Here is an 11,740-nt window from a genome sequence, read left to right on the forward strand (position 1 = left end):
GGTACGCGCCCGGCGTCCACAGCGTCCACGAGGGAGACGTCCCTCATGCCCTCACCTCCGCGTCCGTACGATCGCGCAGCTCCGCCAGGCTCACCCCGGGTGCGGTCTCCACCAGCGCCAGCCCCTCCCCCGTGACGTCGAGGACGCCGAGGTCGGTGATGATCCGGTGGACGCACTCCTTCCCCGTGAGGGGCAGCGAGCACCTCTCGACGATCTTCGGCGAGCCGTCCTTGGCGACGTGATCCATGATCACGATGACCCTGCGGGCGCCGTGGACCAGGTCCATCGCGCCGCCCATGCCCTTGACGAGCCTGCCGGGGACCATCCAGTTGGCCAGGTCGCCACGGGCCGAGACCTGCATCGCGCCCAGCACCGCCACGTCGATGTGCCCCCCTCGGATCATGCCGAAAGACAGCGAGGAGTCGAAGAACGACGCGCCGGGGAGCACGGTCACGGTCTCCTTCCCCGCGTTGATCAGGTCGGGGTCGACCGCGTCGGGCGCGGGATAGGGGCCGACGCCGAGGATGCCGTTCTCCGAGTGCAGGATCACATCCGTGCCCGGCGGCAGGAAGGAGGGGATGCGGGTGGGCAGGCCGATGCCGAGGTTGACGTGGTCACCGTCGCGCAGCTCGTCCGCCGCGCGCGCGACCATCTGGTCACGGCTCCAGCTCATGAGGTGGTCCCCTCCCGCTCGGCGGGCACAGAGGTGGTACGCCGCTCGACGGCCTTGTCGGCGGCCTGCTCGGGGGTGAGCGGCACGACGCGCTGGACGAACACCCCTGGCAGGTGGATCTCGTCGGGGTCGAGCTCGGTCAGCTCCTCGACCTCGGCGATCGTGACCCGCCCGGCCATCGCGGCCAGCGGGTTGAAGTTCCTCGCGGCCTTGCCGAACACGAGGTTGCCGTGCCGGTCTCCCCTGGCCGCCCGCACCAGCGCGAAGTCGGTGGTGATGCCGTGCTCCAGCACGTAGGCCCGGCCGTCGAACTCGCGCACCTCCTTGGGCGGCGAGGCGAGCACCACCGAGCCGTCCGGGCCGTGCCGCAGCGGCAGCCCGCCGTCGGCGACGGGCGTGCCGACCCCTGCCGGGGTGTAGAAGGCGGGGATGCCGCAGCCACCCGCGCGCAGCCGTTCGGCCAGGCTGCCCTGCGGGGTGAGCTCAACCTCCAGCTCGCCCGTCAGGTACTGCCGGGCGAACTCCTTGTTGTCACCGATGTAGGAGGCGGTCACCCGGCCGATCCGCCCGGCCTCCAGCAGGACGCCCAGGCCGCCGCCGTCCACGCCGCAGTTGTTCGACACCACGCCGATCCCGCGCACCCCCGTGTCGTACAGGGCCTGGATCAGCACGTTCGGGATGCCGCTCAGGCCGAACCCGCCCACCGCGAACGACGCGCCGTCGCGCACATCCGCCAGGGCCTCCGCGGCCGTGGCGATCACCTTGCCCCCGCGGTCTCCGCGCACGACGCTCCGTTCGGCCATGTGTTCGCTGTGCGAACTTTAGTTCATTATCGCGCACTTGAGTATGTGTACCGGCGGCCGTCCTGTCAAAGCGCCTCCCCCGCGCGAAAGGAAACGGCACGCACGGCAGGCCCTCCGAAGCGCGGGCCGGACGCCACGCCTCGCACAACGGCCGTACCGCGTACAGCAGCTTTACGGCGCACGCCGGCCTCACCGCGTACGCCGGCCTCACCGCGCACACCGGCCTCACCGCGCACACCGGCCTCACCGCGCACACCGGCCTCACCGCGTACGCGGTCGCGTCAGGCGGTGCCGGTTCGCGCGGCGGTGACGACCACCGTGGTGTAGGGCATCGTGAAGCCGCCCCCCATCGCGTCGATGGCGTCCCCGACGCCCTCCAGCACCTCCGCCAGCCGGTCCGGCGGGAGCCAGGTGAGCGCGCCGGAGGTGGGCAGCTGGTCCAGCCACGCCTCCCGGGTGTAGGAGCACTCCCAGTCGAACCGCCACTGTTCCGGGTCGCCGAACCCGCCCACCTCCCGGATCCCGTCGGCGGCCTTGGTGAACAGCGGCTGGTACCCCTCCAGGGCGTTTCCCACCCCCTGGAAGACGAACGGCGAGTCGGGCACCACCCGCCGGTAGACCGCGGCGAAGGCCTCCGTCACGCCGGCCGGGAGCTCGAACACGTGCCAGAACGCCGCCAGCCGGCCACCGGGCCGCAGCACCAGCGCCGCCTTGGCGGCTCCCGCCACCGGGTCCACCCAGTGCCAGGCCGTCCCGGCGACGACCGCGTCGAAGACCCGGCCGGCGGCGCCCCAGTCCTCGAAGGTCGCCACCTCGACCTCGATCCCGCCGCGCCGGGCGAAGTCGGCCATCCGCGCGTCGGGCTCGACGCCGAGCACCTCGCAGCCGGCCGCCCGGAACTGCCGGGCCGCTATGCCGGTGCCGCAGCCGACGTCGAGGACGCCGGGCCCGGGAGTGGCGGTGACGATCCGGTCGATCATGGCGTCGGGATAGCGGGGCCGGGCGCGGTCGTAGCGTCCGGCGTCCGAGCCGAACGACTCCGCCACCTGGCGACGTCGATGAGGGTCGTTCTCGGGAATGGGCGTTCCGCCCGGCGGTATAGTGGGCATATGCCCACCGTAGTGGGCACATGCCCACTCGTCAACGGGCGGGCTCTTCGATGCGGCCGGAAGTGGGGATGCACGTGCCGACGGGGGTGGCCATGCGCGACGCGCGCGAGCAGCTGTTCGACGCCGCCGAGCGCGTCCTGCTCAGGGACGGGCCGAACGCGCTGACCAGCCGGGCGGTCACCACGGAGGCCGACTGCGCCAAGGGGGTCCTGCACCGGCACTTCGCCGACTTCGACGCCTTCCTCGCCGAGCTCGTGCTGGACCGCGTCGCCCGGATCGGCGCCCGGGCCACCGCCCTGCACGACTCCGCCGGGACCGGCACCGTCGCCGGCAACCTCACCGGCGCGCTGACGGAGCTGTTCGAGACGGTCGCCGTGGCGATCGTCGGTCTCGTCATCTCCCGGGACGACCTGCGCGCCCGGCTGCGCCGGTCCGGATCGCCCGGCGTCCCGGTCCTGGCGGAGGCCGGGGCCATGCTCGCCTCCTACCTCACCGCCGAGTGCGAGATGGGCCGCATCGCGGCGGACGCCGACGTCGACACGCTCGCGTTCACGCTGGTCGGGGCCGGGCACCTGCTGTACGCCGGCACGGGGGGCACCCCGCCGGAGGCCGGGGCCGTCCACCGGATCGTGGCCGCGGTCATCGCCGACGTCGTGCAGAGACGGCTGCTCTGAGCCGCCCGCCCGCCTCGATCGAGGCGTTCACGTTGTTCGCGGCGGGCCCGCACCGGACCCTCGACGAGGTCGACCCCGGCGTCGTACGCCACCTGCGCCGCATGGCCGCGGAGACCATGGGCAAGCACACCTCCGGCGAACCCGACCGGCTCGTCCCGGTGCCCGGCACCTGGGCCCGCGCCGCCGAGATCGACGTCCCGGTGCTGGCCGTCCACGGCGCCGTCGACTCCCCCGACCACATCGGCATGGCCGGACGCCTCGTCGAAACCGTCGCGGACGGCCGCGCCGTCTCCGTCGACGACGCCGCCCACTACCCCAACATGGAACATCCCGGCGTCTTCAACAAGATCCTCGCGGGCTTCCTCCGCGCCCTGTGACCGTCGGCAGGAAAGGCGTCCCTCGACCACGGAGAACATCCTCTACTTCGGCCGCGCCGTCACCGCCTTCGCCGCGTCGGGCACGTCCGACGTGAACGCGGTCGCTCTGCTCGGCGCCGGCTTCTTCCTGCGCGTGGTGATGGTGCCGTTCTTCCACCCGCTCATGGTCGCCGTGTTCGGGCTCGGCGTCGCCGCCGCCGCCACGAGCAGGCGCGGCGGGGCCGCACGCGCGGGGCTCTCTCTCGCGGGCCTGCTCGTCGCGCACGCTGCACGGTGTGTGGGACTGGGCGGGGCTCGCCGGAGGCGACCCGTTCCTGATCTACAAGCTCTACGGGGCCGTGATGGTGCCGGTGTTCCTCGCGATGCTGATCGTGGCGCTCGTACTGCGCGGCCGCGAGAAGAAGACGATCGCCGCGGCCCTGCCGGCTCTCGCGTGCGACGGGCACATCGCCCCCGGGGAGGTGGCACCGCTCGCCGACCTCGGAGAACGCCGCCGCTGGCGGCGGGACGTACGCCGCCGCTCAGGCCGAACCGCCGCTCGCGCCACCGGCCGCTACCAGGCCGAGGCGAGCGCGCTCGGCATCCGGACTACGCGCGCGCGGGCCACCGGCGACCGGGACGGGCTCGACGAGCAGGCACGGGCGACGGCCGCCGCCAGAGCGGACATGCTCGACGCACGCGCGGGCTCTGCCCGGTGAACCGCTCCGGGCGGGGTGACCTCGCGCGGTGGTACGGGCGGCACCACGACCGGGACCACCCGGGAGTGCCAGGCGGACCGGCCGGCCAGAAGTTTGAAGATCGTTGAGCCGCCTCAGGCGGGTAGGCTGGCCGCGGTCGCCCCCGACGGTGAAGGAGCCGCTGATGACCACCGACCCGACGATGGCCCGGATCGGCCAGGGGGTGGAGCTGCATCACCACCAAGGTCGGCGTGAAGCCGCTCGCGAGTTGTTCGCGCGGATCTGGGACGACATCGGCGGCGAGCAGGGCGACCCGCTGCATGTCTGCGTCCTCGCCCATTCGATGGCCGACGTGCAGGACGACGTGCGCGAGGAGCTGATGTGGGACCTGCGGGCGCTCGCCGCCGTCGGCCTGATCACCGACGAGCGGGTGGCCCAGGCCGGGGTGCCGCTCTCGGTGGCCGGCCTGTATCCGTCGTTGCACCTCAACCTGAGCGAGTGCTATCGCAAGCTGGGCGATCTCGGCCTCGCCCGTGAGCACCTCCAGCAGGCGCGGGACGGGATCGGCGCACTTGGCGACGACGAGTACGGGCGGCTCGTCAAGAGTGGCCTGGAGCAGGTGGCCGGACAGCTGGACAACGCCATCTGACCACACCCCGGCGAACCGCCCCGGCACCCGCTCCCGCTCGGCCCGCGCCGCCTCGTACGAGCCGACCGCCTCCGCCACCCGGCCCACCGCCTCCCGGGTACCGGCGTGGTCGGCGCTCGGCCCTGCCCCGGCCCGGAGGCGACCGCCCTGCCCCCGGCCCGGGGGCAGGGCCGGGTGCCGTCTCAGGTCCGCCGGACGCCGATGAGCCGTTGCAGCAGGATGAAGGCGAACAGCAGCAGGCCGATGAAGATCTTGGTCCACCAGGAGCTGAGGGTCCCCTCGAAGCTGATGATCGTCTGGGTCAGGCCGAGCACGAGGATGCCCAGCACGGTGCCGAAGAGATAGCCCGAGCCTCCGGTGAGCAGCGTGCCGCCGATCACGACGGCCGCGATGGCGTCCAGCTCCATGCCGACGGCGTGCAGGCCGTACCCGGACAGCATGTAGAAGGACAGCAGGATCCCGCCGAGCGCGGAGCACAGCCCGCTGATCGTGTAGACGGCGATCTTCGTCCGTCCCACCGGAAGGCCCATGAGCAGCGCGGACTGCTCGCTGCCGCCGACGGCGTAGACCGTGCGGCCCAGCCGCGTGTGGTGCAGCACGTACGCGGCCACCAGCACCACGACCGCGGCGATCACCACGCTCGGCGAGATCCACATCTCGCCGCCCAGGTCGATCCTGGTCTGCGCGAAGGCGGTGAAGACGCCGTCGGTGATCGGGATCGAGTCGGTGCCGATCGTGTAGCACAGCCCGCGGGCCAGGAACATCCCGGCGAGGGTCGCGATGAAGGGCTGGACCTGGAAGTAGTGGATGATCGCCCCCATCCCGGATCCCAGCGCCGCGCCGATGGCCAGCACCAGCACGATCACCACCGGCGCCGGCCAGCCCTGGTTCGTGACGAGGCTCGCCGTGACCATCGTGGACAGCGCCACCACCGCGCCCACCGACAGGTCGATGCCACCCGCGAGGATCACGAACGTCATGCCGACGCCGACGACGAGCAGGAACGCGTTGTCGACGAGGACGTTGAGGATCACCTGGCCGCCGGCGAACCCCTCGTACCGGATGCCGCCGGCCGCGAACATCGCGACGAGCAGGCCCGCGGTCACCGCGACCGGGACGTATCTGCGGGGGATCGCGAGCCGTCCGGCCGGGCCGGTCAGGGTGGTGTCCGTCATCCGTTCCTCACCGTCTCTTCCCTTGCCTGCTCGGCGACGGCCACGTCCGCCGGGGGACCCTCCGGAGCCTGGGGCGGCGGGGCGGGACGTCTGCCCCACCCGAACGCCTTCCGCCGGAAGGCCGGCGACTGCAGCAGGCACACGATCGTCACCACGAGCGCCTTGAACAGCAGCGTCGTCTCCGGCGGCACGCCGATCGAGTAGATCGTGGTGGTCAGGGTCTGGATGATCAGCGCGCCCAGCACGGTGCCGCTGAGGGAGAACCGGCCGCCCGACAGCGAGGTGCCGCCGATGACGACGGCGAGGATGGCGTCCAGCTCGATCCACAGGCCGGCGTTGTTGCCGTCCGCGCTGGACACGTTGGAGCTGATCATCAGTCCCGCGATGCCCGCGCACAATCCGCAGAAGGTGTAGGCCACGATCAGCACGCCCCGGGAGCGGATCCCGGACAGCCTGCCGGCCTCGGCGTTGCCGCCGACCGCCTCGATGAACATGCCCAGCGCCAGCCTCCGGGTGAGGAAGGCGGTCAGCGCCGTCAGCGCGATCACGACGAGGATGCCGAACGGCAGCGTGAGCCAGTAGCCGCCGCCGACCAGCTTGTACGGGACGCTGTTGACCGTGATGATCTGCCCGTCGGTGACCAGCTGGGCCAGGCCCCGTCCGGCGACCATGAGGATCAGCGTCGCGATGATCGGCTGGATGCCGACGGCGGCCACCAGGAACCCGTTCCAGGCTCCGAGCGCGAGCGCCGCCGCCAGCGTGACGCCGATCGCCGACAGCACGCCGCCGACGGAGTCCTGGTCGGCCAGGCCGCTGATCTGCACGCAGGCCAGCGCCCCGCCGATCGCCACCACCGAGCCGACCGACAGGTCGATGCCGCCGGTGGCGATGACCAGCGTCATGCCCAGCGCGACCAGGATCAGCGGCGCCCCGAAGCGGAGGATGTCGACGAGGCTGCCGTAGAGGTGCCCGTCCCTCATCTGCACGTGCAGGAAGTTGTCGGTGAACGCCACGTTGAGCGCCAGCAGCGCGACCAGGATCACGACGGGCCAGAGCAGCCGGTGTCTGAGGAACGCCGTCATGACGCGGCCCCGCTCGCGATCTTCTCCATCAGGACGTCGGAGGTGAGCGCGTCGTCGTTGTCGAGCTGGGCGACCAGCGTGCGGTCGCGCAGCACCCCGACCCGGTGACTGAGCCGCAGGACCTCCTCCAGCTCGGCGGAGATGAACAGCACGGCCATGCCTCCGTCGGACAGTTCGGCGACCAGCCGCTGGATCTCCGCCTTCGCGCCGACGTCGATCCCCCGGGTGGGCTCGTCGAGGATGAGCAGCCGGGGTTCCATGATCAGCCAGCGGGCCAGCAGCACCTTCTGCTGGTTGCCGCCGCTGAGGGTGCGTACCGGCTGCTCGGGGTCGCCGGGCCGGATGTTCAGGGCCGCGACGTACCCGGCGACCAGCTCGTCCTGCCTGCGCCGGGACAGCGGCCTGCTCCAGCCGCGCGAGGCCTGCAGCGCGAGGACGATGTTCTCCCGCACCGTGAGCTCGTCGACGAGTCCCTCCGCCCGCCGGTTCTCCGAGCAGAAGGCGATCCTCCGGTTCATCGCCGCCCGTGGCGTGCGCAGCGCGACCTGCCTGCCGCCGACCCGCAGCGAGCCGGCGTCGGCGTGGTCGGCGCCGAACAGCAGCCGCGCCAGCTCGGTACGGCCGGAGCCGAGCAGCCCGGCCAGCCCGACGACCTCCCCCTCCCTGATGGTCAGGGTGAAGGGGGCCACGGCGCCCGCCCGCCCGAGGCCGTGCGCCTCGACCAGCGGCTCCGCGACCCGGGCGGGCGGCTTCTCGTCGAGTCTCTCCAGGTCGGCCAGCTGCCGCCCGATCATCTTGGCGACCAGGTCGACCTGGGAGAGCTCGCGGGTGAGGTACTCCCCCACGAGCCTCCCGTCGCGCAGGACCGTCACGCGGTCCGACACCTCGTAGACCTGGTCGAGGAAGTGCGAGACGAACAGGATGGCGATGCCCCTCTCCTTCAGCCGGCGCATCACCCGGAACAGCTGGGCCACCTCGCCGGCGTCGAGGCTGGAGGTCGGCTCGTCGAGGATGAGCACCTTGGCGTCGACGTCGACCGCCCTGGCGATCGCGACCATCTGCTGCACGGCGAGCGAGCACGACGCCAGCGGCGCCGACACGTCGACGCGCAGGTCCAGGCGGCCCATCAGCTCCTCGGCCCGCCGCCGCGTCTCCTTCCACCGGATGCGGCCGAACCTGCGCGGCTCGCGGCCCACGAAGATGTTCTCCGCGACCGAGAGGTTCCCGCACAGGTTGACCTCCTGGTAGACCGTGCTGACACCGGCCCGCTGGGCGGCGGACGGGCCGGAGAAGGCGACCGGTTCCCCGGCCAGCTCGATCTCGCCCTCGTCGACGCCGTACACGCCGGTGAGGACTTTGATCAGGGTCGACTTCCCCGCGCCGTTCTCTCCCATCAGCGCGTGCACCTCGCCCGGCAGCAGCCGGAAGCCGACGTCGTCCAGGGCCCTGACGCCGGGGAACCGTTTGCCGATCCCGCTCATCCGTACGATCGGTGCCGGTGCGTCCATGCCGCGCTCCTCTCCTCTTCCCGGGGTGGGCGGCTCAGTACTGGCGGGTGGGCAGGGCCTGCTTGGCCTGCTCCTGGGTGAAGGTGGTCTCCTCGGTCACCACGCGGGCCGGTACCTGCTCGCCCGCGACGACCTTCTTGGCCAGGTCCATCAGCTGGGGGCCGAGCAGCGGGCTGCACTCGACGATGAAGCTGATCTTCCCGTCGGCCAGGGCCTGCATCCCGTCCTTCACCGCGTCGATGGTGACGATCTTGATGTCCTTGCCCGGCACCTTGCCCGCGCCCTCGATCGCCTCGATGGCTCCCAGGCCCATGTCGTCGTTGTGCGCGAACAGCACGTCGATGTCCGGGGTGGACTTCAGGAACGCCTCCATCACCTCCTTGCCCTTGGCCCGGGTGAAGTCGCCGGTCTGCGAGGCGGCGATCTTGAACTTCGGATCGGCCGCGATCACCTCCGCGAAGCCCGCCTTGCGGTCGTTGGCCGGAGCCGAGCCGGTGGTGCCCTGCAGCTCCACGATGCTCACCGGGTCGGTGGAGTCCTTGTACTCCTCCACCAGCCACTGACCGGCCTTCTTGCCCTCCTCGATGAAGTCCGAGCCCAGGAAGGTCTTGTAGAGGGTGGTGTCGGCGGAGTCCACCGCGCGGTCGGTGAGGATGACCGGGATCTTGGCGTTCCGCGCCTCCTTCAGCACCGTGTCCCAGCCCGACTCCACCACCGGCGAGAACGCGATGACGTCGACCTTCTGCTGGACGTAGGACCGGATCGCCTTGATCTGGTTCTCCTGCTTCTGCTGGGCGTCGGAGAACTTCAGCTCCACCCCGGCGCTCTTCGCCGACTCCTGCACCGACTTGGTGTTGGCGGTACGCCAGCCGCTCTCCGCGCCGACCTGGGAGAAACCCATAGTGATCTTGCCGTCGTCGGCGGCACCTGCGCCCGCGCCGCCGGCCGGCGCGCTCGTGCTGCCACAACCCGTCATCGCCGTGGCGATGACGCCCGCCAGGACGAACGCTGAGACTTTTCGGAACATGGGGGGTGTCCTTTATGTGAGCGTTAACATTTTGGACGGAAGACCGTGAACGGCACCGGTCGTCCGAGTTCGGGCGGCTACCTCGGCCGGGTGCCGTTCGTCCGCGGGGTGATCGAGGATGCGCGCGAGACGTTCACCTGACGCGCCCGCCGCGTGGACCCGTCCCGGCGGTGCGCCGGGACCGTGCCGTTTCGCGATTCCCGTGATTTCCGGGCGCCTGTTCCGCACGCGCCTTTTCCACACGCGCCCGTTCCGCACGCGCCCGGAGGCTTGTCGAGCATCCGGGAGACCGTCCGGCGCGACACGCTGCCGGCCCGGACGCCTCGGCAGCCACCGGCGGGTGGAGCCCCACACTTGTCTGCACGGCCGCTCCTCATCTTGCGTTGGACAAGACTGTGAACGCTAACAACCACGCCGTCAAGCGATCTCTTTATTACGGTCTAATCACACCGGAAACGTGAAGCCGTGAGCTCCCGCGGCCCTCACGGTCCTCGCGGCAGGTCGCGCGCCCGCCGCCGGTTCGATCCGTGAACGGCTTCGTCAGCGCCGGGCACTGCGGCAACGCCGGCGCCACCACCACCGGCTTCAACCGCCTCGCCCAAGGTGTCTTCCAGGGATCGTCCTTCCCGGGCAACGACTACTCCTGGGTCCCCGTCAACGACAACTGGAGGGCCACCCCGACGGTGGACAACGGCGAGGGAAGCACCGTCCCCATCGCCGGCGCCCGGGTCGCCGTCGAGGGGGCCTCGGTCTGCCGGTCGGGCTCCACCACCGACTGGCACTGCGGCCTCATCCAGCAGCGCGACGCCAGCGTCACCTACTCCCAGGGCACCGTCTTCCAGCTGACCCGCACCAGCGTCTGCGCCGAACCCGGCGACTCCGGCGGCTCGTTCGTCTCCCTCGACCAGGCCCAGGGCGTCACCTCGGGCGGCTCCGGCGACTGCGGCCAGGGCGGCACCACCTACTCCCGCGCACCCCGCCGGAAGGCGTGCGGGGCGTCCACGGGCGGGGCGCGCCGGCACGGGCCCGGCCACCGGTAAGGTGCGGGCACAGGCTGGACAGGGGCGATGACCGTGGCCGACACCACGCCGGCGAACGAGTCCGGCGGACCAGAAGACCTCGAACAGGCCGCGGCCGTCTTCGCGGACGTGCGGCCGCGCCTGTTCGGGATCGCGTACCGGATGCTGGGCAGCGCGAGCGAGGCCGAGGATCTGGTGCAGGAGGTCTGGCTTCGCTGGCAGACCTGTGACCGCGACGCGGTGGTCAGCCCGGTCGCGTTCCTCGCGACGGTGACCACGCGGCTCGCCATCAACGCCGCCCGGTCCGCGCGGGCCCGCCGCGAGACCTACGCCGGCCCGTGGCTTCCCGAGCCCGTCGACACGGGCGCGGACCCGTACCTCGGCGCCGAGCGTGACGAGGCCCTGGGGTTCGCGGTCCTGCTTCTCCCGGAGAGGCCCTCGCCCAACGAGCGCGCCGCGTACGTGCTGCGGGAGGCGTTCGGCTACCCGTACCGGCAGATCGCCGACATCGTCCGGCTCAGCGAGGCGGCGGCCCGCCGGCTGGTCAGCAGGGCCCGCAGGCACGTGGTCGCCGGGCGTCGCGCGCCGGTGAGTGGCGCCGAGCAGCGCAGGCTCCTCACGGCCTTCGTCGCCGCCGCCCGTTCCGGCGACCTGGCCGCGCTGGAGGAGCTCTTCGCGGCGGACGTGGCCAGTTACTCCGACGGCGGCGGCGCCGTCCGGGCCTCCCGCATCCCCGTGGTGGGCGCGTTCCGGGTGGCCAGGTACGTCAGGGCGTTCGCGGACCGGTTCTGGGACGGGGTCGAGGTGGAGTGGGCGAGCGTGAACGGGCGGGCGTCGGCCCTGCTGAGCCGCGACGGCACGGTGTTCGCGGTGGTCACGGTCAACGTCTCGGCCGAGGGCGTCGACCAGGTGCCGTGGATGATGAATCCGGACAAGATCACCACGGCGTCCACCGCGGGCTGACCCG

Annotated in this window: 12 protein-coding genes and 2 pseudogenes; 7 read left to right on the plus strand and 7 right to left on the minus strand. The window is 71.8% G+C overall.

Annotation, left to right across the window (positions count from 1 at the left end; all coding sequences use genetic code 11):
• Positions 1 to 43: 43 nt before the first annotated feature.
• The 3 genes from ACSC1Q_RS38215 to ACSC1Q_RS38225 all read right to left on the minus strand — a co-directional run bounded on the left by ACSC1Q_RS38215 (position 44) and on the right by ACSC1Q_RS38225 (position 2,585).
• Positions 44 to 673, minus strand: coding sequence for a CoA transferase subunit B (locus ACSC1Q_RS38215; protein WP_436763617.1), 630 nt, complete (start codon positions 671 to 673; stop codon positions 44 to 46).
• Positions 670 to 1,476: a CoA transferase subunit A gene (locus tag ACSC1Q_RS38220; protein ID WP_436763618.1), complete on the minus strand. Its 807-nt coding sequence runs from the start codon at positions 1,474 to 1,476 to the stop codon at positions 670 to 672. The genes ACSC1Q_RS38215 and ACSC1Q_RS38220 overlap by 4 nt, the downstream gene beginning before the upstream one ends.
• Positions 1,477 to 1,757: 281 nt before the next feature.
• Positions 1,758 to 2,585, minus strand: coding sequence for a class I SAM-dependent methyltransferase (locus tag ACSC1Q_RS38225; RefSeq protein WP_436763619.1), 828 nt, complete (start codon positions 2,583 to 2,585; stop codon positions 1,758 to 1,760).
• 74 nt (positions 2,586 to 2,659) lie between these two features.
• Here ACSC1Q_RS38225 and ACSC1Q_RS38230 point away from each other — a divergent pair, with 74 nt between their 5' ends.
• The 5 genes and pseudogenes from ACSC1Q_RS38230 (at position 2,660) to ACSC1Q_RS38250 (ending at position 4,962) form a co-directional block, all read left to right on the plus strand.
• The gene (locus ACSC1Q_RS38230) at positions 2,660 to 3,259 is read left to right on the plus strand and encodes a TetR/AcrR family transcriptional regulator (RefSeq protein ID WP_436763647.1); all 600 of its coding nucleotides are present in this window, start codon (positions 2,660 to 2,662) and stop codon (positions 3,257 to 3,259) included.
• Positions 3,260 to 3,291: 32 nt separating this feature from the next.
• Positions 3,292 to 3,636 (plus strand): alpha/beta fold hydrolase, encoded by a 345-nt coding sequence (locus tag ACSC1Q_RS38235; protein WP_436763620.1) that lies wholly within the window; start codon positions 3,292 to 3,294, stop codon positions 3,634 to 3,636.
• Positions 3,637 to 3,673: 37 nt separating this feature from the next.
• A pseudogene (locus ACSC1Q_RS38240) lies at positions 3,674 to 3,841 on the plus strand (hypothetical protein); the annotation flags it as partial.
• Between the two features lie 70 nt (positions 3,842 to 3,911).
• Positions 3,912 to 4,334 carry a hypothetical protein gene (locus ACSC1Q_RS38245; RefSeq protein WP_436763621.1) on the plus strand — a complete coding sequence of 141 codons (423 nt, stop codon included), beginning with the start codon at positions 3,912 to 3,914 and terminating at the stop codon, positions 4,332 to 4,334.
• A 163-nt stretch (positions 4,335 to 4,497) separates the two neighbouring features.
• Positions 4,498 to 4,962 (plus strand): hypothetical protein, encoded by a 465-nt coding sequence (locus ACSC1Q_RS38250; protein ID WP_436763622.1) that lies wholly within the window; start codon positions 4,498 to 4,500, stop codon positions 4,960 to 4,962.
• 182 nt (positions 4,963 to 5,144) lie between these two features.
• Here ACSC1Q_RS38250 and yjfF read toward each other — a convergent pair whose 3' ends face one another.
• Genes yjfF through ACSC1Q_RS38270 form a run of 4 tightly spaced genes read right to left on the minus strand, consistent with a single transcriptional unit; the run spans position 5,145 to position 9,754 of the window.
• Positions 5,145 to 6,137: a galactofuranose ABC transporter, permease protein YjfF gene (yjfF, locus tag ACSC1Q_RS38255; RefSeq protein ID WP_436763623.1), complete on the minus strand. Its 993-nt coding sequence runs from the start codon at positions 6,135 to 6,137 to the stop codon at positions 5,145 to 5,147.
• Complete coding sequence (locus ACSC1Q_RS38260; RefSeq protein WP_436763624.1) at positions 6,134 to 7,219, minus strand: ABC transporter permease; 1,086 nt, start codon at positions 7,217 to 7,219, stop codon at positions 6,134 to 6,136. Before ACSC1Q_RS38260 ends, yjfF begins: the two co-directional genes overlap by 4 nt.
• Positions 7,216 to 8,727 (minus strand): sugar ABC transporter ATP-binding protein, encoded by a 1,512-nt coding sequence (locus ACSC1Q_RS38265; RefSeq protein ID WP_436763625.1) that lies wholly within the window; start codon positions 8,725 to 8,727, stop codon positions 7,216 to 7,218. The genes ACSC1Q_RS38260 and ACSC1Q_RS38265 overlap by 4 nt, the downstream gene beginning before the upstream one ends.
• Before the next feature lie 34 nt (positions 8,728 to 8,761).
• Positions 8,762 to 9,754 carry an ABC transporter substrate-binding protein gene (locus ACSC1Q_RS38270; RefSeq protein ID WP_436763626.1) on the minus strand — a complete coding sequence of 331 codons (993 nt, stop codon included), beginning with the start codon at positions 9,752 to 9,754 and terminating at the stop codon, positions 8,762 to 8,764.
• Between the two features lie 530 nt (positions 9,755 to 10,284).
• Between ACSC1Q_RS38270 and ACSC1Q_RS38275 the strand changes: the two are divergent.
• Together ACSC1Q_RS38275 and ACSC1Q_RS38280 are read left to right on the plus strand one after the other, a co-directional pair.
• Positions 10,285 to 10,794 (plus strand): annotated as a pseudogene (locus tag ACSC1Q_RS38275) (S1 family peptidase); the annotation flags it as partial.
• A gap of 33 nt (positions 10,795 to 10,827) precedes the next feature.
• Positions 10,828 to 11,736 carry a sigma-70 family RNA polymerase sigma factor gene (locus ACSC1Q_RS38280; protein ID WP_436763627.1) on the plus strand — a complete coding sequence of 303 codons (909 nt, stop codon included), beginning with the start codon at positions 10,828 to 10,830 and terminating at the stop codon, positions 11,734 to 11,736.
• The last annotated feature ends 4 nt before the right edge of the window (positions 11,737 to 11,740 follow it).

It is taken from the genome of Streptosporangium heterodermiicola (genome assembly GCF_051390675.1).
Lineage (GTDB): Bacteria > Actinomycetota > Actinomycetes > Streptosporangiales > Streptosporangiaceae > Streptosporangium.

What these genes read in the sequence shown, in the direction of transcription:
- ACSC1Q_RS38215 (WP_436763617.1), bottom strand. Translation starts at nt 673, where the DNA reads ATGAGCTGGAGCCGTGACCAGATGGTCGCGCGCGCGGCGGACGAGCTG.
- ACSC1Q_RS38220 (WP_436763618.1), bottom strand. Translation starts at nt 1,476, where the DNA reads ATGGCCGAACGGAGCGTCGTGCGCGGAGACCGCGGGGGCAAGGTGATC.
- ACSC1Q_RS38225 (WP_436763619.1), bottom strand. Translation starts at nt 2,585, where the DNA reads ATGCCCACTATACCGCCGGGCGGAACGCCCATTCCCGAGAACGACCCT.
- ACSC1Q_RS38250 (WP_436763622.1), top strand. Translation starts at nt 4,498, where the DNA reads ATGACCACCGACCCGACGATGGCCCGGATCGGCCAGGGGGTGGAGCTG.
- yjfF (WP_436763623.1), bottom strand. Translation starts at nt 6,137, where the DNA reads ATGACGGACACCACCCTGACCGGCCCGGCCGGACGGCTCGCGATCCCC.
- ACSC1Q_RS38260 (WP_436763624.1), bottom strand. Translation starts at nt 7,219, where the DNA reads ATGACGGCGTTCCTCAGACACCGGCTGCTCTGGCCCGTCGTGATCCTG.
- ACSC1Q_RS38265 (WP_436763625.1), bottom strand. Translation starts at nt 8,727, where the DNA reads ATGGACGCACCGGCACCGATCGTACGGATGAGCGGGATCGGCAAACGG.
- ACSC1Q_RS38270 (WP_436763626.1), bottom strand. Translation starts at nt 9,754, where the DNA reads ATGTTCCGAAAAGTCTCAGCGTTCGTCCTGGCGGGCGTCATCGCCACG.